Origin of the sequence: Enterovirga rhinocerotis (genome assembly GCF_004363955.1) — a bacterium.
In the GTDB taxonomy this organism is placed as follows: Bacteria; Pseudomonadota; Alphaproteobacteria; order Rhizobiales; family Beijerinckiaceae; genus Enterovirga; species Enterovirga rhinocerotis.
Genome location: NZ_SNZR01000011.1, coordinates 2254484 through 2278829, shown reverse-complemented (window position 1 = coordinate 2278829; position 24346 = coordinate 2254484). Strand labels below are relative to the sequence as shown.

Annotated in this window: 20 protein-coding genes; 7 read left to right on the top strand and 13 right to left on the bottom strand. The window is 70.2% G+C overall.

Going from position 1 to position 24346, the window contains the following annotated elements:
• Positions 1-52: 52 nt before the first annotated feature.
• From EV668_RS25590 to EV668_RS11455, 4 genes are read left to right on the top strand one after another with little or no spacing between them, the layout of a single operon-like run.
• Complete coding sequence (locus EV668_RS25590) at positions 53-5593, top strand: beta-ketoacyl synthase N-terminal-like domain-containing protein (protein ID WP_133769865.1); 5541 nt, start codon at positions 53-55, stop codon at positions 5591-5593.
• Entirely contained in the window at positions 5593-7614 is a 2022-nt protein-coding gene (locus tag EV668_RS11465; protein ID WP_133769864.1) for a Gfo/Idh/MocA family oxidoreductase, read from the top strand. The genes EV668_RS25590 and EV668_RS11465 overlap by 1 nt, the downstream gene beginning before the upstream one ends.
• Positions 7615-7636: 22 nt before the next feature.
• Positions 7637-8407 carry a thioesterase II family protein gene (locus EV668_RS11460; RefSeq protein WP_166652413.1) on the top strand — a complete coding sequence of 257 codons (771 nt, stop codon included), beginning with the start codon at positions 7637-7639 and terminating at the stop codon, positions 8405-8407.
• Positions 8408-8427: 20 nt separating this feature from the next.
• Positions 8428-9255, top strand: coding sequence for a 4'-phosphopantetheinyl transferase family protein (locus tag EV668_RS11455; RefSeq protein WP_166652412.1), 828 nt, complete (start codon positions 8428-8430; stop codon positions 9253-9255).
• Here EV668_RS11455 and EV668_RS11450 read toward each other — a convergent pair.
• From EV668_RS11450 to EV668_RS11440, 3 genes are all read right to left on the bottom strand, one after another.
• Positions 9240-9542 (bottom strand): PRC-barrel domain containing protein, encoded by a 303-nt coding sequence (locus EV668_RS11450; protein WP_133769861.1) that lies wholly within the window; start codon positions 9540-9542, stop codon positions 9240-9242. The genes EV668_RS11455 and EV668_RS11450 overlap by 16 nt on opposite strands.
• 123 nt (positions 9543-9665) lie before the next feature.
• Positions 9666-10292 (bottom strand): FMN-binding negative transcriptional regulator, encoded by a 627-nt coding sequence (locus EV668_RS11445; RefSeq protein ID WP_245513097.1) that lies wholly within the window; start codon positions 10290-10292, stop codon positions 9666-9668.
• Positions 10293-10324: 32 nt separating this feature from the next.
• Positions 10325-10807, bottom strand: a complete 483-nt coding sequence (locus EV668_RS11440; RefSeq protein ID WP_133769859.1) for a substrate-binding domain-containing protein — start codon at positions 10805-10807, stop codon at positions 10325-10327.
• A gap of 166 nt (positions 10808-10973) precedes the next feature.
• Here EV668_RS11440 and EV668_RS11435 point away from each other — a divergent pair, with 166 nt between their 5' ends.
• Positions 10974-12242: an MFS transporter gene (locus tag EV668_RS11435; RefSeq protein WP_133769858.1), complete on the top strand. Its 1269-nt coding sequence runs from the start codon at positions 10974-10976 to the stop codon at positions 12240-12242.
• A 7-nt stretch (positions 12243-12249) separates the two neighbouring features.
• Here the strand turns inward: EV668_RS11435 and EV668_RS11430 are convergent, their stop codons facing one another.
• The 5 genes from EV668_RS11430 to EV668_RS11410 all read right to left on the bottom strand — a co-directional run bounded on the left by EV668_RS11430 (position 12250) and on the right by EV668_RS11410 (position 17182).
• Entirely contained in the window at positions 12250-12720 is a 471-nt protein-coding gene (locus EV668_RS11430) for a GAF domain-containing protein (protein ID WP_245513095.1), read from the bottom strand.
• 50 nt (positions 12721-12770) lie between these two features.
• The gene (locus EV668_RS11425; protein ID WP_133769856.1) at positions 12771-13748 is read right to left on the bottom strand and encodes a WxcM-like domain-containing protein; all 978 of its coding nucleotides are present in this window, start codon (positions 13746-13748) and stop codon (positions 12771-12773) included.
• 24 nt (positions 13749-13772) lie between these two features.
• Entirely contained in the window at positions 13773-14909 is a 1137-nt protein-coding gene (locus EV668_RS11420) for a DegT/DnrJ/EryC1/StrS family aminotransferase (RefSeq protein WP_166652411.1), read from the bottom strand.
• Positions 14910-14999: 90 nt separating this feature from the next.
• Complete coding sequence (locus tag EV668_RS11415; RefSeq protein WP_166652410.1) at positions 15000-16178, bottom strand: acyltransferase family protein; 1179 nt, start codon at positions 16176-16178, stop codon at positions 15000-15002.
• Positions 16175-17182 carry a glycosyltransferase gene (locus EV668_RS11410; protein ID WP_133769854.1) on the bottom strand — a complete coding sequence of 336 codons (1008 nt, stop codon included), beginning with the start codon at positions 17180-17182 and terminating at the stop codon, positions 16175-16177. Before EV668_RS11410 ends, EV668_RS11415 begins: the two co-directional genes overlap by 4 nt.
• A gap of 208 nt (positions 17183-17390) precedes the next feature.
• On the opposite strand from EV668_RS11410, the gene EV668_RS11405 reads away from it, so the two are divergent.
• Positions 17391-17603, top strand: a complete 213-nt coding sequence (locus EV668_RS11405) for a hypothetical protein (protein WP_133769853.1) — start codon at positions 17391-17393, stop codon at positions 17601-17603.
• Positions 17604-17660: 57 nt separating this feature from the next.
• Here the strand turns inward: EV668_RS11405 and EV668_RS11400 are convergent, their stop codons facing one another.
• From EV668_RS11400 to ruvA, 5 genes are all read right to left on the bottom strand, one after another.
• Entirely contained in the window at positions 17661-18581 is a 921-nt protein-coding gene (locus tag EV668_RS11400) for a ketopantoate reductase family protein (protein ID WP_133769852.1), read from the bottom strand.
• Positions 18582-18658: 77 nt separating this feature from the next.
• Positions 18659-19876 (bottom strand): ABC transporter substrate-binding protein, encoded by a 1218-nt coding sequence (locus EV668_RS11395; RefSeq protein WP_208111503.1) that lies wholly within the window; start codon positions 19874-19876, stop codon positions 18659-18661.
• Positions 19877-20411: 535 nt separating this feature from the next.
• A complete protein-coding gene (locus tag EV668_RS11390; protein WP_133769851.1) occupies positions 20412-21629 on the bottom strand; it encodes an ABC transporter substrate-binding protein in 1218 nt (405 codons plus the stop codon).
• Between the two features lie 63 nt (positions 21630-21692).
• Complete coding sequence (gene mobA, locus EV668_RS11385; RefSeq protein WP_133769850.1) at positions 21693-22310, bottom strand: molybdenum cofactor guanylyltransferase MobA; 618 nt, start codon at positions 22308-22310, stop codon at positions 21693-21695.
• 83 nt (positions 22311-22393) lie between these two features.
• Entirely contained in the window at positions 22394-23014 is a 621-nt protein-coding gene (gene ruvA / locus EV668_RS11380) for a Holliday junction branch migration protein RuvA (RefSeq protein WP_133769849.1), read from the bottom strand.
• A 160-nt stretch (positions 23015-23174) separates the two neighbouring features.
• Here ruvA and EV668_RS11375 point away from each other — a divergent pair, with 160 nt between their 5' ends.
• A complete protein-coding gene (locus EV668_RS11375; RefSeq protein ID WP_245513013.1) occupies positions 23175-24314 on the top strand; it encodes a ceramide glucosyltransferase in 1140 nt (379 codons plus the stop codon).
• Positions 24315-24346: the final 32 nt, after the last annotated feature.

The window sequence follows — 24346 nt, the reverse complement described above, 5'->3', positions numbered from 1 at the left end:
ACGTGTCCGGGCCCGCCCCCTCGCGCGCGGCGGGCCCTTGGAGCCGACAGGAATGACCATGCCCATGACCGACGCCGTATCGTTCGAACGCCCGCTCACGCCTGACCATCAGGAGGGACAGGGAGCCATCGCCGTCATCGCCGCCGCCTGCCGCATGCCCGGGGCGCCGGAGCCGGACGCCTTCTGGCAGCGCATCGTGGAGGGGCAGGACTGCATCCGCCCCTTCACGCCCGAGGAAATGGCGGAAGCCGGGATCGACGCCGCTACGGCCGCGCGCCCGGATTACGTCGGCGAAGCCGCCATGCTGGAGGAGGCCTTCGATTTCGACCCCGCCTTCTTCGGCTACAGCGACCAGGAGGCCCTGGAGATCGACCCGCAGCAGCGGCTCTTCCTCGCTTGTGCGGCCGAAGCCTTGCAGATGGCGGGCCATGCGGAGCCGGCGCGGCGGGCGGTCGGCGTCTTCGGCGCGACCCGGATGAGCACATGGCTTCGCGTGAACCAGGAGATGCTGCTCGGCATCGCCGCGCCGCGCAACTTCCAGGCGCTGACCGGCAACGACAAGGACTATCTGGCGACGCGCGTCGCCTACAAGCTGGACCTGTCCGGGCCGGCGCTGACGGTGCAGACCGCCTGTTCCAGCTCCCTCGTCGCCATCCACATGGCCTGCGAGCATCTGCGCGAGGGCGCCTGCGACATGGCGCTGGCGGGCGGGGTGGGCATCACCCTGCCGCAGGCGCTGGGCTATTTCCACCGCGAGGGCATGATCTTCTCCCGCGACGGCCATTGCCGGCCCTTCGCGGCCGATGCCGACGGCACTGGGATCGGGCATGGCTGCGGGGTCGTGCTGCTGAAGCGCCTCGAGGACGCCCAGGCCGACGGGGACGAGATCTGGGCCGTGGTCCGCGGCTCGGCGATCAACAACGACGGCGCCGCCAAGGCCGGCTTCACCGCGCCGGGTCCCGAGGGGCAGGCGGCCGTCATCGCCGAGGCGCTGCACATGGCCGGCGTCGATCCCTCCGGCATCGGGCTGATGGAGGCGCACGGGACCGGCACCCCGCTCGGCGATCCGATCGAGGTCGGCGCGCTCACGCGGGTCTGGCGGAACTACACGCAGGCGCGCCAGTACTGCGCCCTGGGGTCGGTGAAATCGAACCTCGGCCATCTCGACACGGCCGCGGGCATCGCGAGCTTCCTCAAGGTGGTGATGGCCCTGCGCCACCGGGCTCTTCCGCCCACCCTCCATGCCGAGACGCCCAACCCGGCGCTCGAACTCGAGGTGAGCCCCTTCTTCCTGCCCGCCTATGCGCTGCCGTGGGAGGCGACCGAGCCGCGCCGGGCCGCCGTCAGCTCGTTCGGGATCGGCGGTACCAACTGCCACATGATCCTCGAGGAGGCCCCGCTCCGGCCACGTGAGGCGGCGGGAAGCGGACCGGTGGCGACGACCGTGCCCGGACGCGGCCCGGACGGGCTCGCGCGCTACGCGAGGCGGCTTGCGGCCTCTCGCGCGGCGGGGCGGGACGGCGCGGCGGATCTCGCCACGAGCCTCGTCCAGGCCTTCGGCAGCGCGGGAGGTGCGCGCTGGCCCTGGCGGGCCGTCCTGACCGCCCCGCGGCCGGCGGCATTCCGCGCGGCGCTGAGGACCCTCGCGGCGGGAGCCGCGCCGGTGTTGCTGCTGCGGGGCGACGCGCCGGTCGGTCCCTGCCTGACGGGAACGACCCAGGCGGCCGCCGCGTCCTGGCTCCGGTCGGCGGCGGAAGCCGAGCCATTCGGTCTCCGCGACCTGGTGGCGGAGGTCGGCCCGCCGCCGGCGCTCGAGCAATGGCTCGGCGCCGACGCGGAGGATGCGGCGCTGCCGCCCTCCGGTCTCCTCCTGCCGCAGATCGCCCTCGCGCGCTGGCTCCTGGCCCAGCCCGGCATCGAGCCCGAGGGGGAGGGCGGCGGGCAACTGCCGTTAGCTCTCGCGCGGGCAGGCCTCGCCGGCCCGGCCCTCGCGGCGCTGCTCGCGGCCCTAGACCGGGGAGAGGCTCCGGCTTCGACCGGCCTCGCCGCCTTGGACGCGCTGCTGGCGGACGGGGCCGGCGCCGCGCTCCCGTCTCCGGCCGATCCGGCCTGGCCGGAGACCTCCGGCGATCGGGCCTGCCTGCGCGTGCACCTCGCGGAACCGGATCCCGCCGCCTTCGCAGCCGGCCTGCGCCTCGCCCTCTGGATGGCGGGTCTGGTCGCGGAGGCGCCGCCGTCCTCGGCCCGGCGCGTCAGCCTGCCGCCGGTGCCGTTCGAGAACCGCTGTCTGACCCGGCCCCATCGCTGGGCAGCCGCCGCTTCCGGAGCGTCCGGCGGGGACTGGGCGGACGTGCTGGCGACGGGCGCTGCGGCCTCCGCCGCCTTCACGGTCGATCCCGACCGGGCGCGGCTCGAACGGGAGGGCGTCGCCGCCCTGCATCGCCATTACGTCGCGCGGGCGCTCGAGAAGCTCGGCTGTTTCGATGGCCGCGAGCCCCGCGATCTCGACGCGGCGATGGCGGCCGGCGGCATCCAGCCGCGCTTCCGGCAGCTCACCGGGCGCCTTCTCGATGACCTCGTGGCGGAGGGCGGGCTCGGGCGAGACGGGGCAGGGCGCTTCGTCGGCCTCGCCCCGGCCGGCGAGCCGCCGGGCCTTCTCGCCCCCGACGGGACGCCGCTGATGGCGCCGAGCCTCGCGGCCCTGATCGGCCGCACCGCGCCGCATCTGGCCGAGGTGCTGACCGGAGAGCTGCCGGCGCTCGGCCTCGTCTTCCCGAACGGCGACACGTCGGATGCGGCCTCGCTCTACGAGAGCCATCACGACAGCAGCCGCCTCAACGACCTTGCCGGGCAGCTCGCCGGCGCGGTGGCGAGGCTGTCCGACCGCGCGCTGACGGTGCTGGAGGTCGGCGCCGGTACGGGCGGCACGACGAGCGCCGTCCTCGACGCGCTCGGGGAGCGCATCGAGCGCTACGTCTTCACCGATATCGGCCCGCTGTTCCTGGCCCGCGCGCGGGAGCGTTTCGCGAGCGTCGGCGCCATGGAGTACCGGCAGCTCGACATGGAGAAGGACGTGCTGGCGCAGGGGTTCGCCGCCGGCTCCTGCGATCTCCTCGTCGCCGCCAACGTGCTGCACAACGCCGCGACGCTTCCCGGCGTGCTGCGCAACCTCGCCCGCCTGCTGCGGCCGGGCGGCGTCCTGCTGCTGCGCGAGCTGGTGGAACGGAAGCCGCTCTTCGACCTGTTCCTGGGCGCTCTCGCACCGGAGGTGGAGGACGAGGCCGCGCGAGGCGGCCTCTTCGCGCCCGTCCCCGCCTGGCGGGACGCGGCGCGGGACGCGGGGTTCCAGGAGGTCGCGGCCTTCCCGCAGGAGGGTTCGGCCGCCGCCGCGGCGATGGGCGAAGCCATCATCCTCGCGCGCCTGCCGGGCGAGGGCCGGAACGTGGCCACCGACGTGACGACGAGCGGGCCGCCGCCCCTGTGGCGGGGGCCCGCGGGCGAGGGGCCGGGCGAGCTGTTGGGTTCGCTGGCCGAGGCGGCGCTGGCCGCCGGCCTGCTGCCCGGCGCGTTGAACGGCCTGCGCCTCGCGCCGGTGCCGGCCGGGACGCCGCTGACGGGACGCCTCGAGGCGGATGGTTCCGGGCTGTCTCTGGAGGCGGAAGGCCGCCGGGTGGCGCAGGCCCGTGTCGTCCCCGCCGCCTCTTCGCCGGACGCGGCGGAGGACGCGCCTGCTGCCGCGCCGGCCGGGCTGGTCGCGGGGATCGCGGCCCTGTCCGCGATGCTGGACGCAGCACCGGACCGGCTCGACCTCCTGGCGCTGCCCGGGACGGCCGGCGCGGGCCTCGGCCGCTTGGTCGATGGCCGTCCGGCCCTGGTCGGAGGAGCCGGCTATCCTCTGCTGTGGCTCACTCCCTCGGCCGGGCGACGCCTGTTGCCGCTGCAGCCGCTCGCCGAGGAAGCCGGCCGGCTCTTCGCCGAGCGCTGGGAGGCGGTGAGCGCCGCTTCTCCAGCGACGGCGGAAGAGCCCCTGTGGCTGTTCGGGCGTCGGGGAGCCCCGCTCACCGAAGCCTTGCAGGAGGCCGCTCTCCGCGAGGGCAGGGAGGTCACGCTGCTCGACATCCCGGCCGATCGATCGCTGCGCCTGCCTGAAAGGGGGCAGGTCCTGGTGCTCGCGACCGACCTCGTCGCAGAGGACGGTGAGCCGGCGGACAGGTTGCAGCCCCTGCATGCGGCCCTGCACGGCCTCGCACGAGCCCTGCGGCAGGGCGGCGAGGCGTGCCGGGTCCAGCTGGTCACGCGCCGGGCCCTGACGTTGCCGGGCGATGCGACGGAGGCGCAAGGGCCGCTCCTCTCGGCCTCGGCGCTGTCCGCGCTGGCGCTCGGCACCGGTCTGTCCCTCGCTCGGGAGATGCCTCACCGGCGGATTGCATTGCTGGACACGGATCTGTCGCCGGCGAGCCTCGCTCTGCTGCTCGCCGGAGCCGGGGTGGAGGACGGTCCGGCCCCGGCCGCCGCGCTGAGGCGCGGCCAGATGCTGCGTCGCCGCCATGCGGCTTTGCCGGCCGATGCGGCCATGGGCTGGAGCCTGCCGGAAGGCTGCGTGGTGCTCACCGGCGGTCTGTCGCGCCTCGGCCGGCTGCTCGTCGACTGGCTCGGCGGGCAGGGGGTGCGGGACATCGCGCTGCTCCTGCATCGGGAGCCTCGGTCGGACGAGGCGGCCGCCCTCGCCGCCGCGGAGACGACGCATGGCGTGACCATCCACGTTGTCCCAGACGTGGATTGCACGTCGCGCGACTCCGTGGCCGCGGGTTTCGCTGCGCTGGCGGACCGGGGCCTGCGCCCGGCGGCCGTCTTCCACCTGGCGGGCATCGTCCGGGACGGGCTGGTGGAGCGGCAGGATTGGAGCGAGGTCGGGGCCGTCCATGCGGTCAAGCTCAACGCGGCCGAGGCGATCCTCGAAGCGCTGCGGCCCTTCCCCGAGGCGCGCATGGTGGTCTTCTCCTCGCTCGCGGCCGCTCTCGGTCCGCAGGGGGAGGGGGCGCATGCCGGCGTCAACGCGGCGCTGGAGGCGCTGGCGGCCGTCGCCCGCGCGCAGGGAACCCGGGCGACGGCCGTGGCCTGGGACCATTGGCGGGAGGCGCTGCGCCAGGAGCATCAGGCGCTCGCCGATCGCTTCCTGACGCGGGGGCTGGACAACGCGGCCGGTCTGTCCGCGCTCGGGCGGGCGCTGGCTTGGCCGGCCGCCTTGCTCGTCGCGGCCGATCCCGGAGCCGCCGCCCTGCTGAACGGCGAGGCGGCCGACGCTGCGGCCGGGACGTCGGTCGAGGATCAGCAGGCTGTGGCAGCCGGGGATCCCGGGGACCTCTTGGCCTGGCTGCGGCAGGCGCTGGCGCGGCTGGTCGGCCGGCCGGCCGAGGAGATCGATCCCCGGCTTGGGCTGATCCAGCTCGGCGTCGATTCCCTGATGTTCCTCGATCTCGGCGAGCGAATGTCACGTGAACTCGGCATCGCGCTCCCGGCCGAGACGGCGCTCGGGGCCGACAGCCTCGAGGAACTGGCCGGCCTGCTGCGCGACGGCCGGGAGGCGGCGTGATGCGTCCGTTGCGCCTCGCGGTCTGCGGCGCCCGCTTCGGCGAGGTCTATCTGAAGGCGCTGGCCGATGGCGTCCCCGGCATCGTCCTCAGCGGCGTGCTGGCTCGCGGCAGCGCCCGCGCGCGCCGGCTCGCGGCGCATCTCGGCGTGCCGCTCTGGCAGGAGGTCAGCGAGGCGGTGGCGGCGAGCGATGCGGCCGCCGTCGTCGTGCGGTCCGCGGCCTCCGGCGGAAGCGGGACGGCGCTCGCCTCGGCCTTCCTGGAGGCCGGGCTCCCGGTGCTGATGGAGCACCCTTTGCATCCCGCCGAGTTGCAGCGCCTGCTGGACCTCGCGGCCCGGCGCGGTGTCCGCCTGCACGTCAACAGCGTCTATCCGCATCTTCCCGCCGCCCGGCACTTCATCGCCGCGGCGCGCGCCTGGCGCGACGTCCCGCGCGAGGAGGGCATGCCGGCCTATGCGCAGCTGACGACGAGCCGCCAGCTGCTCTATTCCGCGCTGGACGTCCTGGCCCGCGCCCTCGGCGGCCTCGGCGATTTCAGGCTGGAACGGCCGGCCGGTATGGCCGAAGGCCAGCCCTTCGCCGTGCTGGAGGGCACGGCCGGCGGCCTCCCGCTCGGGCTGCGCCTTCAATCCTATCTCGACCCCCGCGATGCCGACCAGCATTCGCTGGCGATGCACCATATCGTCCTCGGCGGTCCCGAAGGCAGCCTCTCCCTGGCGAGCAGCTTCGGTCCGGTCGTGCGAAGCCGTCCGCTCTACGTGCCCGGCTACGCCGATGGCGCCTGTTCGATCCTGCTGGACGAGGAAGGACCCGCCGAAGCGGCGGCTTATCTCGATTCGCCCATGCTGGCGGTGGAGGCCGCAGCTCCCCTCACGGGACGGGCGGCGCTGCGTGAGGCGTTGCCCGGAGCCGTCGCGGTCGCGCTCGCCGATTTCGCGCGCGAAATCGGCGGTGGTCCGGACGCCGAGCGGCAATCGCCCGCCGCGCTGATGGAGGTGTCGCGCGCCTGGCAGATCGCCGGACAGACGGCAGGACCGCCGGCCCTTCGGCCTCTCGCGCCGCCCTGGCCGCCGGGCCGCATCGGCCTCGCCGCGCCCACCGCGCCGGTTCCGCCCGTTGCGTCCCCGCCTCCGGACGAGGCGCCGACGCCGGACGCGATGCTCGAGATCAACACCCGCGTCTACGCGGAGCTCGACCGCCTGCTCTCCGCGCGCGGGATGGCCGGACAGGCACTGTTCATGAACTGGGGCTATGTCCCGGATGTGGGCGAGGTCGGCGAGGCCGCTTTCGCGCCGCCGCCGCATCACCCGCAGCAGCCGCAATGGCGCCTGGTGCTCGAGGTCCTGGGACAGGCCGTTCCGGAGGATGCGGACGTTCTCGACGTCGGCTGCGGGCGCGGCGGCGCATTGGTCGTGCTGGCACGGCAATTCGCCTGCGGCTCGCTGTCCGGCCTCGATATCGGCGAGGCCAATATCGCGCATTGCCGGCGCCATCCGGACCTCGCCTCCGCCCGCTTCCAGCGCGGCGATGCCTGCCGCCTGCCGTATCCCGACGCCAGTTTCGACGTCGTCGTGAACATCGAAAGCTCCTGCGCCTATCCGGATTTTCCGGCCTTCCTGCGCCATGTGCGGCGCGTCCTGCGGCCGGACGGCTGCCTCGTCCTGGCCGATCTCGTGCCGGCGGAGGCGGAGCCTGCCATGCGGGAGGGGTGGGCCGCGCACGGCTTCATCCTGCGGCAGGAGCGCGACCTGACGGCGGGCGTGCTGAGGGGCCGGAAGGCCGGGGCCGGGGCCGAGGACACGGTCTTCGATCGGCTCGCGGATGCGACGCCGGAGCTGGCAGCCTTTCTCGATACCTATCGCGCGGGTCCCGGCACGCCGATGTACCGCGCGCTGGACGAGGGGCGCGTGAGCTACCGGCTCTACCGCCTCGAGCGTTCCGGCAGCCCGATCCCCGCTGATCCGCCGCCGCTGCCCGATCGCGGCGCGATGCTGCGCGGCCTGCTCGCGGCCGCCCTATGACGATATGCTGGAGGCTCTCCCGATGATCCACCCGACCGATCCCTGGTTCCCCCATGCCGGCCCCGGAGCGGACGACGCCGAGGCGCTCGTGATCTGCTTCCCCTTCGCCGGCGGCGGCGCGGCCTTCTACCGGCCCTGGATCGAGGCTGCGCGCGCGAAGGGCCTCGCGCTCCTCGCCGTGGAATTGCCGGGGCGCGGCCGGCGGCAGGGTGAGCCGCTGCTGCGCCAGGCCGGGGCCATGGCCGAGGCGCTCGGCCCGGCCCTGCGCCGCCGGCTGGACCGGCCTTTCCTGCTCTTCGGCCATTCGCTCGGGGCGCTGCTGGCCTTCGAGACGGCGCGGCATCTTCGGAGGCGTTACGCCCTGTTGCCGGATGCGCTGATCGTCTCCGGCAGGCATGCGCCGGACGAGGCACGGGATCCGGCATCGCACCGGCACGCGCTGGCGCTGCCGGCCCTGGCCGAGGAACTGGCCGGCCTGAACGGCACCGCCCCGGAGGTGCTGGCTCACCCCGAATTGCTTCCGGTGATCGCCCCCATGCTGCAGGCGGATTTCGCGATGACCGAACTCCATCGGCACCGGGACGAGGCGCCGCTGGACTGCCCGCTGCTGGCCCTGGCCGGGAGCGACGACCCGGAGGTCGCGCCGGGCGAGATCACCCGCTGGCGCCGTCATGCGGCGGGCAGCTTCCGTCAGGTGACGCTGCCCGGAGACCATTTCTTCCTGCGCGACCATCGGGATCGGATCCTCGACGAATGGTGCGCGGCGCTGACACCGGACAGAGCCGCGGCCTGAGCCCGGCCGATCCTCTCCGCATGCGCCCCTTGCCCCGCCAGGCGAGGCCGGCACGCGCGCGCGCCGGATACGGGCTGTCGGGCAACGAGGTCGATGTCTGGCTCGTGGATCCCACGGGGCTCGGCGAGGACGACCTGAGCCGGTGCGCCGGCCTCCTCAGCCCCGACGAGCGCGCGCGGTGGGAAGCATTCGCCGCCCCCGGGGCGGCGCTCCAGTTCCTCGTGGCGCGCGCCACGCTGCGGACCATGCTGTCCCGCTATGCGGATGTGCATCCGTCGGATTGGGTCTTCGGCGCCAACGCCCATGGCCGTCCGAGCATCCTCGAGCCCGTCCCGTTCCGGGGTCTGCGGTTCAACCTGTCGCACACCGAGGGTCTCGTCGCCCTCGCGCTGGCGGATGGCCGCGAGATCGGGGTGGACGTCGAGAACACGACGCGGGACCTCGGCTTCGACCGCCTGGCGGCGACGGTCTTCGCCGAAACCGAGATGGCCGCTTTCAGGGACGCGGCAGCGAAGGGCGACCAGCGGCGGGCCTTCTACACGCTCTGGACCCTCAAGGAGGCCTACAGCAAGGCTCGGGGCCTCGGCCTGTCGCTTCCGCTGAAGGCGTTCGATGTCGACCTGTCGGGCGCCCATCCCCGGCTCGCCTTCGGCGCCGGCTGCCCCGACGATCCGGATCGATGGCGCCTCCGGTGTCTCGCCCCGACGGCGGAGCACGTTCTCGCCGTGGCCGTCTCCGTGCCGGACGGGCCAGCCTGCGTGAGGGTGGCCTGGTGTGAGCCGGGGGGCAGCACGACGTCCGCGCGCCCCCGGCTCGGCCAGGGCGCCGGTGATCAGGCGGGATCGTGATGCTCGGGCATCGCCTTCATCTGGTCCTTGGTCCACGAGGTCACGGCATGCACCTCGCCATCCTCGTCCCGCATGAAGTCGAGATCCTTGGCCGGTACGGCGACCTGTTTCGCGCCGATGCCGAGGAACCCGCCGACATCGATCGCGACCAGGGCCGACGAACCGCTGCCATGCGTGTGCGCGACGCTGCCGATCGTCTCGTCACCGGGTCCGTAGATCGTCGCGCCCTCGAGGGTCGCCGCCGTCAGCTCCGCGTCCGTCAGGCGCACGTGCTTGCTGTGATCCATGATGGTCCTCCCTTGCTGAGGTGAGGCCAATTCGGAGCGCGGCTCGCCGTTCCCTCCGCCAGCGTCTGGCACCTGCACGCTGCCCTGAGCGTCGGGCGCGACGTTCGGACTGGATCGAGGATTTCAGTTCCGATCAACCGGCACGATGCGGTCCATGATCTCGGCGACCTGGCGCTGCCGGAGGCCGCCATCGGCCAATGCCTGTCTCACCTGCCGGCGATCGTTATCGTCGTTCTGCTGCGACAGGCGAACCTGCATGTCCACGTCCGACACGGTGATCTCGAACCCGACGATTCCGGGAAGCAGGTGATCGACGTAACCGGGATCGATGCCGTCGATGCTCCAGCCGCTGTCCGGCGCCTCCATCTCCCGGCTGAGGCGGCGGACCATCGTGTCGAGGGCGTTACGGTCGTGCACGATCTCGATCGTGCCGACGAGGTGGATGCCGACATAGTTCCAGGTGGGAGCCCGCGGGCTCGATGCGTACCAACTCGGCGAGATGTAGCTGTTGGGACCGACGAAGGTCACGAGCACGCGGCTGCCAGGGTCGAGCGACTTCCAGTGAGCGTTGCCGCGCGCCATGTGCCCGATCAAGACCGTGCGCCCGCCGCGGTCGCGGTCGAGGCAGAACGGCACATGCGAAACGAAGGGCACGTCGCCGGACGACACGAGCGAACCGAACCGGATCGTCTCGATCAGCGACCAGGCGAGGTCGCGATCCTCGTTTCGGAACACGGTCGGGACGTACATGAGGCTCACCCTGCTGGTTCTGGCACTGTGGGTCAGAGGTCCGATGCAACCGGCCTGAAGCCGTGCCGCGCGAGGACCGCCTGCCCCTCTTCCGACAGGAGAAACGTCGCGAAAAGCAAGGCCTCGGGGCGATCGGTGACCACCGCCATCCCGAGGATGGCGGCGCAGTGGCCCTGTCGCGCGAAGGGGATCACGTGCTTGGCCAAGTCGGCAGTCACGAGACGCCTCGGCCGGACCAGGTCTTCGGACAGGTAGAGATCGGCCTTCTCTCCGCGCTCGATCCGCCCGCAGAGATGTTCGGCCGTTCCGAAAACGGGTTCGGCCAGCGATGGCGCCGGCAGTCCCGATTCCGCGATGGCGTCTTCGATCGGGCGCGCGAGCACCTGCTCCCCGAAGATGCGCAGCGGCTTCCGTGCCTCCGGCGCGCGGGAGACGGCGAGACAGGCCGCCGCCAGTTCCGCGAGGGTCGGGGCCGGCCGAGGCGGAGGACGGGACGCATCAACGGGGACTGACATCTTCGACCGATTGAATCGCTATATCCAAGAATATATAACGATCCCCGACCTGAAACCGTCAAGGCGCGTCTGTCGGTCGGATCGCGGCGTCGGACGGCGGTGGGAAACGATATGCGTGAACCCGCTCCGATCTTGACGCCGGAGCGGGAGGGACCCACCAGACGCCATGACGACCAGCGCTGCGCCCGCGAGTTCCGCTCCCACGAAACAGGCGGCCATGTCCGTCCTGATCGCGCTGAGCGTCACGCATCTTCTCAACGACATGATCCAGTCGTTGATCCCGGCGATCTACCCGATCATCAAGGAAACCTACCAGCTCGACTACATCCAGATCGGTCTGATCACGCTCACCTTCCAGACGGCCGCCTCGCTGCTCCAGCCGGCCGTGGGCTTCTACACCGACCGGCATCCGATGCCGCACTCGATGATCGTCGGCATGGCTTTCAGCCTCGTCGGGCTGCTCGGCCTCGCCTATGCGGGCAGCTACGGCCTGCTGCTGGTCGCCTCCGCCTTCGTCGGCCTCGGCTCCTCGATCTTCCATCCCGAGGCGACCCGCATGGCGCGGAACGCATCCGGAGGACGGCAGGGGCTCGCGCAGGGCATCTTCCAGGTGGGCGGCCAGACGGGCGGCGCGCTCGGCCCGTTGCTGGCGGCGTTCATCATCGTCCCGTTCGGACAGCACAGTCTCGGCTGGTTCTCGACGGCGGCTCTCGCCGCGATGGCACTGATGCTGTGGATGCTTCCCCGCTATGCCAGGATCGCGCCGCTCCAGCGGCCGGCCGGCGGGAGCGCCTCCACATCCGACGGCGTGAGCAACGCACGTCCGCCGATGGCGGTGATCGTGCCCCTCGCGATCCTCGTCATCCTTCTGTTCTCGAAGAACGCCTACGCGCAGAGCTTCTCGTCCTTCTACACCTTCTACCTCATGGGCAAGTTCGGCGTCTCGATCCAGGAATCGCAGGTGATGCTGTTCCTGTTCCTGGCCTCGTCCGCGGCCGGTGCGTTGGGGGGCGGGATCCTCGGCGATCGTATCGGCCGCAACCGTATCCTGTGGTTCTCGATTCTCGGGGCGCTGCCGTTCACGTTGGTGCTGCCCTACGCCGATCTGTTCTGGACCGGCGTCCTGACGATCGTCATCAACCTGATCATGTCGAGCGCCTTCGCCGCGATCCTGATCTACGCGATGGAGCTGCTGCCGGGGCGGATCGGGCTCGTCGGCGGCTTCTTCTACGGCCTGACATTCGGCCTTGCCGGGCTTGCTGCCGCGTTGCTCGGCGCTCTCGCCGACAGCTACGGGATCGAGGCCGTCTACAAGTTCTGCTCCTTCCTGCCGGCCATCGGGCTCCTCGCCTGGTTCCTGCCGCCGATCGGCGGGGCCGATCAGGGCGACGTCGCTCCGGCCGGCACCTCGGGACCGTCGTCGCAACGGAGCTGAGCGAGCGTCACGCGGGAAAGGGATCGCTCGCGGCCAGATAGACGGCCGCGAGTGCTTCGATGCCGATCCGGTCGTCGGCGTCGAAGCGGCCGATCACGGGGCTGTCGAGATCGATCACGCCCACGGGAATGCCCGATCGCAGTAGAGGGACGACGAGTTCCGAGCGCGAAGCGGCATCGCAGGCGATGTGCCCCGGAAATGCATGCACGTCCTCGACGAGGATCGCTTCCTTCTGCGCGACGGCCGCCCCGCAGACGCCCCGTCCCGCCGGAATGCGAACACAGGCCGGCTTGCCCTGGAACGGCCCGAGCACCAGTTCGCCGCCGCGCAGGATGTAGAAGCCGGCCCAGTTGAGGTCGGGCAGAACGTGGAAGATCAACGCGGCCGCATTGGCGGCATTCGCGATCGGATCGCGTTCGGCGCCCAGCAGCGCAGCGGTCTGGGAGGTCAGGTCCGCGAACATGTCCTGTTTGGACATGTAGGCGCAGGTGCGGATCTCCAGCATCTCCGGGTCCTTTGCAGGCGGTTTCAGCCCCGACCGACGAGCGCGATGAAGTCCTCGTAGTCGCGGATGTAGTCGTCCGGATCGTAGCCGTGCGAGGCGACGACGGTGAGGACGGCGTCGGCGCTGAACTTGTACTGGATGCCCCAGACCATCGGCGCGAGGTGCAGGCCGATATTCGGCGAATCGAGCCGCACCTCCACGCGCTTCTCGCCGTCATCGAGCACCACCGACAATTCGCCGTGGGTCGCGATCAGGAACTGGCGGCAGACGCGGTGGGCGTGCTCGCCGCGGATGCGGCTGTTGGCGACGGCATGGACGAGGAAGATCCGCGCGGGCGGGAACGGAAGACCCCGCCCAGCCTCGAGCGGGACGAGGCTGCCGCGCATATCGGCGAAATGCGGAAGCCGTTCGAGGAAGCAGTCCCGGAGACCGAGATCGACCCGTGAGCCCGCCTCGAGGCCGAGCGCGTCGCCGGCGATGCCCTGCGTGCGCGCGCTGCCGGTCCGGCTGCCCTCGGTCTCGACATAGTTCACGACCACGGCTGGATTGCCGACGACGGTGGCGAAGGGTGGCACGTCCCGCGTCACCACGGCGCCGGCGCCGACCATCGCGCCCCGTCCGATCCGGATGCCCGGCAGGATCGTCGCGTTCGCCCCGATCGAGACGTCGTCCTCGAGCACGGTCTGGAGGAAGGCCTCCGGGAATTGCTTCGAGCGCGGCCGGCGGTCGTTGGTGAAGGTCGCGTTCGGGCCGATGAAGACCCGGTCGCCCACCCGCAGGCCGTCCCAGAGCTGGACGCCGGACTTGATCGTCACGTCGTCGCCGACGATCACGTCGTTCTCGATGAAGACATGGGCGCAGACGTTGCAGTTCGCGCCGAGCCGCGCGCCGCCCAGCACATGCGCGAAGGCCCAGACCTTCGTGTCAGGCCCGAGATGCTCGGTCTCGCAGATGCCCTTCTCGTGGACGAAGGGCGGCTTGCCGGCCCGTTGGATGGCCATGGGGAACCTTTCGCGGGCCGCGCGTCAGCGCGGATAGGCAGAGAGCGTCGAGGAGACGTGAGCGATCTCGTCGTCGCTCATCTGCGGGAAACAGGGCACGGTCAGGATGCGGCCGATGGATCGCCGCGTAGTGTCGATGCCGGTGGGCCCGATCCGGCCGGGGAGGGCGGACCAGCCGGGCTGGTCGGTATCGGCGACGGGATAGTGGATGTCGGTCGCGACGCCGCTCTCGCCGAGATGGGCCCGCAGCCGCTCGCGATCCTCCGTCATCACGATCGCGAGATGGCCGACGGTGCCGGCCGGCGAGCGGACGAGCCGGACGTGGTCCGGAAGCGCGCGCGCATAGGCGTCGAGGATCGCGACCCTTCGGGCATTGTTCGCGTCGAGGCGAGGCAGCATCGCATGCAGGAAGGCCGCCTGGATCTCGTCGAGCCGCGAGTTGCGCCCGCCCGCACGGTCGATCTCGTATTTCCGGCCCCAGCCATACTGGCGCAGGCTCGCCACGAGGGCGGCGAGGTCCGGATCGGTCGTGACGATCGCGCCGCCATCGCCGAGGGCGCCGAGATTCTTGGTCGGATAGAAGCTGAACGTCGCGATGGTGCCGAAGCCGCCCGCCATCCCGCCGCAACCGCGCAGGCCGTGAGCCTGGGCGCAATCCTCGAGGATCGCGACATGGGCGAAGCCGGCCGCGTCCATCGCCGCGCGCAGCGCCGGCACGTCGACGAGGCCGCCATAGAGATGGGTCGCGACGACGGCGAGGCTGCGCTCGCCGAGGGCGGCCACCGCCGAATCGATCGCGAGGAGCTGGCTCTCCTCGGCGATGTCCGCGAAGACCGGGGCGCAGCCGACGGCGCGGGCGGCGGTCGTCGCGTAGCCGCCGGCATTGGCGACCGTGACGATCTCCGGCGGATTCGCGTCCGCGCCTGCGAAACGCGGATCGCGGGCGAGCAGCGCCCGCAGGGCGATCTCCAGCGCGTCCGTGCCGTTCGCGACGCCGATGCAGTGGCTCGCGCCGAGATAGGCGGCGAAGGCCTCGCAGAAGGCGCTCGTCTTCGGCCCGTTGAGCCACCAGCCCGAGGCGATCACCTCGTCGGCGGCACGGCGAAGCTCGTCCGCGAGGGTGGGATCGAGCCGCTTCAGATCGTTGAGAGGGATGCGCAAGGGGATGTCGAACCGCTTCGTGTTTCCCGCACCATAGACGCAGGGCGCAGCGCAAAAAAGGCCGCCGCCCTCGCGGTGGAGCAGGCCTGATCAGCGCTCCGGAGCGCGTGCCGCTCCGGTCTGCGCCGGCATGGCGTCGGCCGGCGAGGGCTCGGACAGGGCGGCGCGGCCATGGACCGTCGAGAACCGGTCCTTCAGCCGCAGGAAGGGCATTTCGAGCCAGCGATAGGAGATCGCGGACAGGAGCAACGTCGCCGCGAGCGCGACGGCCGCCACGATCGCGCTGTGCGCTAGCGTCTCCGGCACCCGCACGCCGATGAGCGGCATGAGCGCCTTCACCCCGATCCCGATGCCGAGGAGGTGGAAGACATAGAGGCCGAAGGAGATCGTCCCGAGATAGACCGGGATGGGCGCGCCGAACACGCGTCCGAAGAGCGGGATCGTGCGCACGCACTGCATCAGCGAGACGGAGGCGAGGGCGATCAGCGGATAGGACAGGATCGCCGGCACCACGCCCGCCCAGGGAGGACGCACGAGGAGGAAGGCAAGGAGCGAGACGACGAACAAGGCCGGCCAGACCGCCCGCGGGAGCCGTGCCGTCGCGCCGGTCGCGAGCACGATCCCGGCGAGGATCGCATCCGGCTGCATGATGGGGACGACCCAGATCAGCGGATGGCCGTAGCCGGCCGCCGTCACCAGCACCCGGGCGAGGATGGCGAGCGCCCAGAAGAGGCCGAGCCCTGCCAGGAAGCGGGCCGTGCCCCATCGCTTCCAGGCGAGAAACAGGAAGGGCAGGCAGAGGTAGATCTGGAACTCGAAGCCGAGCGTCCACAGATGGCCGCTGAAGGGGATGGCGACGTTGTACTTCGCGAAGACGGTGATGATGTTGTCCGTCATCGTCGCAAGGCCGAGCAGCCGGAAGATCGCCTCGCCGCCCCGGTTCGACAGCAGCACGAACATGGCCAGCGAGAAGGCCATCATCAGCGGATAGATCCGCAGCAGCCGGCGCGTGAAGAACTTCCCGATCCCGATCTGCCCCGTCCGCTCGTACTCGGCGTCGAGAAGGCGGAACAGCAGGAAGGAGGAGATCGCGAAGAAGAGCTCGACGCCGCTCCAGCCATGGCTGTGGAAGGGCGCGAGCAGCGATCGCGTCGGGCCGGGCAGGTGGTGCAGGAAGACGGCGAGGAAGGCGACGAGGCGCAGCCCGTCGAGCCCCGGCTCGTAGAGCGAGCGCTGGGCCGTGGCGGGAGACGAGACGGGGGCGCTCACGAAGCCTGCCGGCCTGCGGGCCTCATGGCCGCCCGCAGGCGGCGGTAGAGGCGAAGACCCGGCGCGCCCGCGAAGCGGAGCGGGAACATGACGAGATCGCGCGGGCGGAACTGGCGCCGCAGCGCCTCCTTCAGGTAGCCGAGCGTCATGCCAAGGTGCTGGAAGCCGTACATCGCGCCGACATTGGCCTGGAAGTAGTACATCTTCGCGATCTCGGTCTCGCGATCGTCGAAATGATAGTACTTGTCGATCACGCCGAGCATGAGGCGGGACTGGCGGGGAAAGTTCTTGTAGGCGTTGTTGTCGTGCTGCCGGTAGAGGAAGGAGACGAGCGGCAGGAAGGCGTATTGCGAGCGCCGCGTGAGATGCCCGAAGATGCGGATGTTCAGGATCCAGTCGTCGGCGAGTTCGGTCTCGTCGAAGCCGCCGACCGCCTCGATCAGGGGGCGCCGCGCCATCAGCGTCTGGATCATCATGCCGCGATTGGAAAAGACGAAGCGCAGGACGCCTTCGGGCTCCAGCCGGAAGACCTCTTCGAAACGGGCCTCGTCGTGGACGAGTTCGCCGTCCTTGCGACCGCCGAGGAAGCGGCCATTGCTGTAGACGATCTCGAGATCGGGATTGTCTTGGAAGGCTTCCACCTGGCGGGCGAGGCGGTCGCCGTGGAACAGGTCGTCGCCCGAGAAGAAGCACAGAAGCTCGCCCTGCGCGCGGGCGATCAGGCTGTTGAACCCGACCGTCACCTTGGTGCCGGGCGGATTCTGATAGATCGCGATGGCGCGATCCGGGTGCTCCGCCACGATGCGCTGGAGCTCGGCCCAGGTCCCGTCGGAGGACCCGTTCTCGCAGACGATGATCTCGATGTTGCGGTAGCTCTCCGCCAGCATCGATTCCAGCGAAGCGCGGATATAGGCCTCGTGATTCCAGGTCAGGACGAGAATGCTGACGAGAGGCCCGGTGGTGCCCGTTCCGCTGCCGTCTGCCGGTGGAGGCTCAATCGTCATCGTGTCGCGCGCAATCCCGACCTGGTCCCGATGGGCCGGCGCCGGTGCCGGTCTCCATGGTCGCGACTGCTATCGCGCATCGGCGGGCGTGGCTAGCATGGGGCTGCGGACGGAGCGCGGCCTGCCCGGCGCCGGGAACTCTGGCGGACAGCCGGCGGTTCTGATCTATGCGGAGGCCGTTTCAACTTCCGGCGTGGAGCAATCATCGATGAAGAGCGGATTGAAGGTCGCCTGCGGAGCCTTGCTGGCTCTCGGGGTGGCGGGCTGCGTCAACACGGCGCTGCCTCCCGGGACCATGGTGGAGGCGGCTCCGGTCGTCGTCGCGCCTGCCCCCTATTATGCGCCGCCGCCGCCGCGCCGCTGCTTCACCCGGCCGGGGCCCTACGGACCCGAGCGCGTGTGCCGCAGCGTCTATTACTGAGCGCCGCCTCAGGTTTCGGTTGCGGCGGTCTCCTGCCGCCGCAACCTCGACCATCGTTCAGGCGAAGGTCGCTTCCCGGGCCCGGACGAGGGCCGAGATCATGGTGTTCGCGGGCGTCGCGAGACCGACCTTGGCCCCTTCGCGGGGGACGGCGCCGTTGATCACGTCGATCTCGGATTTCCTGTTCGCCATGTGGTCGAGCAGGAGGGACGGGCGCGCATGCGGGATCTTCTCGCCGAAGGCTTTCACATAGGCCACGGGGTCGTCGATATCGACGGCGATCCCCAGGGCGCGCGCCACCTCGTAGGCTTCGCTCGCGCAGGCGAACGAGACGGAGGCTGCGTCCGGATCGGCCAGGACCTCGCCGATCGTCCGGTTCATCACCGCGCAGGGGGCGCTGAACGCCACGTTGCAGATGAACTTCTCCCAGACCATCTTGTGGATGTCGGGGAAGATCAGCACCTTGAATCCGCCCTTCTCCCAGACGGCTCCGACCTGTTCGAGCCGGCTCGTGACACCGCCCTCGTACTCGCCGAGGCGGACGAATTCCCAGCCGTTGTGATGGACGTGGCCGGGTGCCGGAATCGAGGCGCCGAAGCCTCCGACGACCCCGATCAGAACCCGTTCCGGTCCGACGATCTCGGCGACCCGCTCGGCCGAGCCGAGCCCGTTCTGGATCGTCAGGATGACGCCGTCATCGGCGAGGATGGATTTCGCCGCGTTCGCGGCGGCGACGACGCCGTTCGCCTTGGTGGCGATGATGACGAGATCGGCCTTGCCGACCTCGCTCGCATCCGTCGTGGCGGGAAGGCGGACCGTCCGCTCGCCGCTGGCGCCGGAGACCCGCAGGCCGTCGCGACGGATCGCGTCGACATGATCGGCCCAGATGTCGACGCCCCAGACGTCGAGGCCCGCTCCCGCCAGGAGACCCGCATAGACGGACCCCATGGCGCCCATTCCGAGGATCGCGATCCGCATCGTGTTCGTACTCCGCCTTCGTTCCGACAAGCTTCGATCGATGAGCGGGGTCATCCGGCCGGATGACCCCGGAGAGGTCAGGGCTTCTGGTTGGCCACGAGCGGGCACTTGCCCTCGGCCATGGCGCGGAACGCCTCGGCCGCCGGAACCGTCGCCCGCACCTTGAGGAGGTCGTACGGATCCTTCGACTCGGCCGGGCTCTTGATCTCGTAGAGGTAGAGATCGTGGACCTTGCGGCCATCGGGACGGATCATGCCCTTGCCGAGCAGCGGATCGTCCGTCGGCATCTCCTTCATCTTCGCGACCACCTTGGCGCCGTCCTGCGCCCCGCCGACCGCCTCGACCGCGCGGAGGTAGTGGGTCACGCTCGAATAGACGCTCGCATGGACGCTGGTCGGGCGCTTGCCGCCATTGGCCGCCGCGAAGGCATCGGCGAAGGCGCGGTTCTGCGGGGTCTGATCCCAGTACCAGCTGTCGAGGAACATGATGCCCTGCCCGTCATTCAGGCCGATCGCCCGGACATCCGGCAGCAGCATGAACAGCGCGGCGATCTTCTGGCCGCCCTGGATATTCCCGAATTCGGCAGCCTGCTTGATGCTCGTGATCGTATCGCCGCCCGCATTGGCGAGGCCGATCACCTTGGCCTTGGAGCCCTGCGCCTGGACCAGGAACGACGAGAAGTCGGCCGTCGGGAAGGGGTGGCGGACCTTGCCGAGCACCTTGCCGCCATTCGCCGTGACCACGTTCTCGAGGTCGCGTTCCATCGCGTGTCCGAACGCGTAGTCGGCCGTCAGGATGAACCAGCTGTCGCCGCCGAGCTTGACGACGGCCTTGCCGGCGCCGTTCGCGAGAGCCCAGGTATCGGTGGTCCACTGAACCGTATTCGGGCTGCAGCGCGGACCGGTCAGCTCGGAGGTCGCCGCGCCGCCGTTCAGCATGACCTTGTTCTTGTCCCGCGCGATATCGTTGATCGCGAGCGCGACGGCGGAGGAATTCGCATCCGCGACAGCGTCGACGCTGTCGACGTCGAACCACCGCCGCGCGATCGTGGCGCCGATATCGGGCTTGTTCTGGTGGTCCGCGCCGACGATCTCGACCGTGATCCCCTTCGCCGCGGCGCCGAAATCCTCCGCTGCCTTCTTCGCGGCCCAGACGGAGCCGATCCCGCCATGCTCCGAATAGAGGCCCGACTGATCGTTGATGACGCCGATCTTCACCGAGATGCTTTTCTGGGCATCCGCGGACGATGTCCACGCCAGAGCCATCAAAAAGGCCGCAGCCGCCTTCGCCCTCATCACTCGCTCCCTATAAAAAACAAACGGTAGGTTTCTTCTTTTGAAATTCTACCAATCTAAAAGACTATCGTGACGCTTTACGGTGATGCGTTGTCAGGAAGCTGGACTAAAATTCCTGATGATCTCGGATTCGCGCGTACGAAACGATCCGCCTATAAGCTCGCGGGTGTCGTTGGACAAACGCTATTATCATCGTGATTATGCGGTCTGGGCGCACAATCTCTGGACGCGCTCTCGTGCCCGGTCCGGGCGCCGGGAGGCACAAGGGCGATGCCGGGCGGGCTGCTTCGGGGCGGGGCAGAGGGCGGGCGATCGGACCGTGTGGCGGATCGGATGGAGGCGGCGTCCGGCGGTCGTCTCCGATGGCCGCGAGGATGGCTCCGCTTGGCGCCTGCCCCCGGGCAGGTCGCGGGTCGATCCACGCCGCTGACGGGCTGGCGCTGCCGCACGTCGTCCCCGACATGCGGCAGCGGAAGGGCCGGCCTCCGCCTGGGCGAGACCGGTGCTGGACGGATGGCCGGACGGCCCGCCGGATCTACTTCACGAGCGAGCAGCCGCCTTCGCTGAGGGGCTTGAAGGCCTCTTCCGGCGGCGTGGTCGCGACGAGCTTGAGCAGGTCCCACTCGCCCTTGTTCTCGCCCGGCGCCTTGGCCTCGAACAGGTAGGAGGGATGAAGCTTGCGTCCGTCGGCGCGGATCTGTCCCTTGCCGAAGGCATCGTCGTCGGTCGGCATCTCCTTCATGCGGGCGACGGCGGCGCGGCCATCGGCTTTCGCCGCGGCGACCCCGAGGCTGGCCACGGCCTTGAGGTAATGGAGCGTTACGCCGTAGCAGCCGGCCTGGACCATGTTGGGATATTGCTTCGGCTTCTGGGACAGCAGCCGCTTCATGAAGGCGCGGGTACGGTCGTTCAGATCCCAGTAGAAGCTCTCGGTCATGACCATGCCGCGCGACATTTCCTGGCCCAGGCCATGTACGTTGCTATTGTAGAACAGCAACGCGGCGATCCTCATCTTAAGGCCGAACTCGTTCGCCTGCTTGATGCAGTTGATGGTGTCCTGCCCGGAATTGGCGAGGCCCAGCACCTTCGCGCCGGAGGCTTGCGCCTGGAGCAGGAAGGACGAGAAGTCGCTCGTTCCGGGGAAGGGATAGGCGCTCGAGCCCAGCACCTTGCCGCCCGAGGCCTGGACGACCTTGGCCGTGTCGCGCTGGAGCTGCTGGCCGAAGGCGTAGTCGGCGGTGATGAAGTACCAGCTGTCGCCCCCCGATTTCACGACGGCGCCGCCCGTGCTCTTCGAGAGCATGTAGGTGTCGTAGGTCCAGTGGATCGTGTTGGGGGTGCATTGCGAGCCGGTCAGGTCGGTCGTCGCGGCGCCGGAATTCAGGTGGACCTTGTTCTTGTCGCGGCAGATCTGATTGATCGCGAGCGCGACGGAACTCGTCGGGGCGTCGACGACCGCATCGACGCCTTCGCGGTCGAGCCACTGGCGAACGATGTTCGAGCCGATATCGGGCTTGTTCTGATGATCGGCATAGACGACTTCGACCTTGAATCCTTCGGCCTTGAAGTCCTCGACCGCCTGGCGGACGCAGGCCACCGAGGTCATGCCGGTATCGTCGCTGTAGATGCCTGACTGGTCGTTCAACACGCCGAGCTTGATGACCGGGGTTTGCGCGCGGGCGGGGCGGATCAACGGAGCCGCCGCCAAAGCGGACGTCCCGGCGAGAAGCGTACGGCGGCTGACAGGTATCATGAGCGTTTCCTGGAGTTTTTGTGGTTGTCTACCCCATGACTATGCGCATCCCTTCAGCCTTGTCTACGGCGGGGACTGAGCGAGCACCGCCGCAGCTTCTTCGAGATCTGCGGGCGTATTGGCGTTGAAGAACGGATCGACCGGATTGGTTTCCCATTCGGCGACGGCAAGTCGAAAGCGGGAGGCGAAGCGGCCGACGCCGCGCTCGCCGTTCCGAAGCGCGATCCGCAGGTCGTCGCGGGTACGGAGCGGCCAGAGGCCGATCACCGGATGCGTCCGGCCACCCGAGCGCGTGCAGGCGAGATCGGCGCCCTCGCGGCGGCGCGCCTCGACGAGCCGGGCCACGAGGTCGGAGGGCAGGAAGGGCGTGTCGGCGGAGACCGTCAGGACGTCGTCGGGTCGGTCATCCAGCGTCGCGGCGTAGTCGAGCGAGGCGAGCAATCCTGCGAGGGGGCCTGCGAAATCCGGGCGGCCATCGGGGACGACGGGCAGGCCGTAGCGCTCGAAACGCCCCGGGTCTCCATTGGCGTTGAGGATGAGCCCGGCGCATTGCGGGGCGAGGCGCTCGACCACGCGCGACAGGATCGTCCGGCCTGCGAGCAGGAGGAGGGTCTTGTCGCCTCCGCCCATCCGCTGCGCGAGTCCGCCCGCGAGGATGGCTCCCAGCGGACGGTCAGCCATGGTTCCGAGCACGCATGATCACGACCGATCCTCTCGCGTCACACTCGGCCGGATCGGCTCGCCGGACAAGCCGAACCCTGGCGTCAGAGCGAGGCGAGTTCGCGCAGGCCGAGACGGATCAGGGCCGGCGTCTGCGCGCCGTCGCCCGCGGTCTTGAGCGCGGCGGCGATCGCGGCTGCCGCCTGGGGACGTCCGTAGCCGAGATTGACGAGGGCCGAGATCGCGTCCGCGGCGGCCGGCGGAGCCTTCGCGTCATCCTCCGCGCCCGCGAGGCCGGCGACGACAGGATCGGCACCGCCGAAGGCCGGTGCCTTGTCCTTCAGTTCGGCGGTGATGCGGGCCGCAAGTTTCGGCCCGACGCCGGGGGCGCGCGCGATGGCGGTCTTGTCGGCTGTCGCGAGTGCGGTGGCGAGGGAGCCGGGGTCGAGCACGGACAGGATCGCGAGCGCTACCTTGGATCCGACGCCCTGCACCCCCTGCAGGAGCCGGAACCATTCGCGTTCCGAATCCGAGCGGAATCCGAACAGCCGGATCATGTCTTCGCGGACATGGGTCTCGATCGCGAGGCTGGCGGCCTCGCCCACCGGCGGCAGGTTCTGCAGCGTCCGGCTCGAACAATGCACGACGTAGCCGACCCCGCCGACGTCGACGATGACGAAATCCTCGCCGTAGCTGTCGATCACGCCCTTCAGCTTGCCGATCATTCGCAATCCTCTCCGCACGGGGGTCGCATCGCGCCGCTGCGCTGGCAAGTCTCCTGTGGCCCGCATGCCCCGTCATCCAGCCGACATGCGCGCGACTCCGGGCTGACATGCGAGTCGCTTAGGCGGGGCGCGTCGGAAAAACGAGGTTTCGATGCAAGGCATGGCCCTCGTCGCGCTCCTGAGCGCGATCGCCATCCTCCTCTCGATCGCAATGGTTGCCCTCGCTGCGTGGCGGTTGTCACGGCGTGCCGCGCCGCTGCTCGGGCCGGATGTGGCGCCTCCGGTCACGATCATTCGGCCCGTCTGCGGGCTCGAACCCTTCAGCGTCGCGACTCTGAGCTCCGGCTTTCGCCTCGACTACCCCGCCTATGAGCTCGTCTTCTGCGTCGCCACGCGGGCCGATCCCGTGGTCCCGCTCGTCGAGCGGCTGATGGGAGCCCATCCCGACGTTCCCGCCCGCCTCCTCGTCGGGGACGATGCGGTCAGCGAGAACCCGAAGCTGAACAACTGCATCAAGGGCTGGGATGCAGCGAGGCACGACTGGATCGTCCTCGCCGATTCCAACGTCGAGATGCCCCGCGACTACATCCGCCGCCTTCTCGCGGCCTGGCGTCCGAACACGGGCCTCGTCTGTTCGATGCCGGTCGGCACCCAGCCCTCGGGCTTTTGGGCGGCCGTCGAATGCGCTTTCCTCAATACCTTCCAGGCCCGCTGGCAATATGCGGCCGAGGCGCTGGGCGAGGGCTATGCCCAGGGCAAGTCCATGCTGTGGCATCGCTCGATGCTCGACGCGCATGGCGGGCTGCGCGCGCTCTCGTCCGAAGCGGCCGAGGATGCCGCGGCCACCAAGCTCGTCCGCCGCGCGGGCCTGCGGGTCCATCTCGTCGACCGGCCCTTCCCGCAGCCGATCGGTGCGAAGACGGCCGCTCACGTCTGGAAGCGGCAGTTGCGCTGGTCCCGGCTGCGGCTCGTGACCTTCCCCGCGCTCTATCTCGGGGAATTCCTGACGAGCCCCGTGGTGCTGGCCTGCGGCCTCGCGGCGGGCGCTCCCGCTCTCGGGTTCTCGCCCTGGCTGGCTCTGCCCGCGCTCGCCCTCTGCTACGCCGCGGAGATCGCGCTCGCGCGTCGCATGGGCTGGCCTCTCGGACGGCATGCCGTCGCGGCCTTCCTCGTCCGAGATCTGATGATCCCCGCCCTCTGGCTCGCATCCTTCGTGACGCGGCAGGTCGTCTGGCACGGCCGCCCCATGGATGTGCGGCGTGGGGCGGCCCAACTCGCAGCCGCAGGAGCGGAGCCCTGACCAAGTTCCCCATCGACGCGCGGGTGCACGAG

Excerpts from the sequence above, each read along its gene's own strand:
- EV668_RS11445 (WP_245513097.1), bottom strand. The coding sequence starts at position 10,292 with ATGTACGTCCCGACCGTGTTCCGAAACGAGGATCGCGACCTCGCCTGG.
- EV668_RS11390 (WP_133769851.1), bottom strand. The coding sequence starts at position 21,629 with ATGATACCTGTCAGCCGCCGTACGCTTCTCGCCGGGACGTCCGCTTTG.
- EV668_RS11425 (WP_133769856.1), bottom strand. The coding sequence starts at position 13,748 with ATGGCCATCCAACGGGCCGGCAAGCCGCCCTTCGTCCACGAGAAGGGC.
- EV668_RS11465 (WP_133769864.1), top strand. The coding sequence starts at position 5,593 with ATGCGTCCGTTGCGCCTCGCGGTCTGCGGCGCCCGCTTCGGCGAGGTC.
- ruvA (WP_133769849.1), bottom strand. The coding sequence starts at position 23,014 with ATGATCGGCAAGCTGAAGGGCGTGATCGACAGCTACGGCGAGGATTTC.
- EV668_RS25590 (WP_133769865.1), top strand. The coding sequence starts at position 53 with ATGACCATGCCCATGACCGACGCCGTATCGTTCGAACGCCCGCTCACG.
- EV668_RS11440 (WP_133769859.1), bottom strand. The coding sequence starts at position 10,807 with ATGTCAGTCCCCGTTGATGCGTCCCGTCCTCCGCCTCGGCCGGCCCCG.
- EV668_RS11410 (WP_133769854.1), bottom strand. The coding sequence starts at position 17,182 with ATGACGATTGAGCCTCCACCGGCAGACGGCAGCGGAACGGGCACCACC.
- EV668_RS11435 (WP_133769858.1), top strand. The coding sequence starts at position 10,974 with ATGACGACCAGCGCTGCGCCCGCGAGTTCCGCTCCCACGAAACAGGCG.
- EV668_RS11455 (WP_166652412.1), top strand. The coding sequence starts at position 8,428 with ATGCGCCCCTTGCCCCGCCAGGCGAGGCCGGCACGCGCGCGCGCCGGA.
- EV668_RS11450 (WP_133769861.1), bottom strand. The coding sequence starts at position 9,542 with ATGGATCACAGCAAGCACGTGCGCCTGACGGACGCGGAGCTGACGGCG.
- EV668_RS11375 (WP_245513013.1), top strand. The coding sequence starts at position 23,175 with ATGGCCCTCGTCGCGCTCCTGAGCGCGATCGCCATCCTCCTCTCGATC.
- EV668_RS11405 (WP_133769853.1), top strand. The coding sequence starts at position 17,391 with ATGAAGAGCGGATTGAAGGTCGCCTGCGGAGCCTTGCTGGCTCTCGGG.
- EV668_RS11400 (WP_133769852.1), bottom strand. The coding sequence starts at position 18,581 with ATGCGGATCGCGATCCTCGGAATGGGCGCCATGGGGTCCGTCTATGCG.
- EV668_RS11460 (WP_166652413.1), top strand. The coding sequence starts at position 7,637 with ATGATCCACCCGACCGATCCCTGGTTCCCCCATGCCGGCCCCGGAGCG.
- EV668_RS11395 (WP_208111503.1), bottom strand. The coding sequence starts at position 19,876 with ATGAGGGCGAAGGCGGCTGCGGCCTTTTTGATGGCTCTGGCGTGGACA.
- EV668_RS11430 (WP_245513095.1), bottom strand. The coding sequence starts at position 12,720 with ATGTCCAAACAGGACATGTTCGCGGACCTGACCTCCCAGACCGCTGCG.
- mobA (WP_133769850.1), bottom strand. The coding sequence starts at position 22,310 with ATGGCTGACCGTCCGCTGGGAGCCATCCTCGCGGGCGGACTCGCGCAG.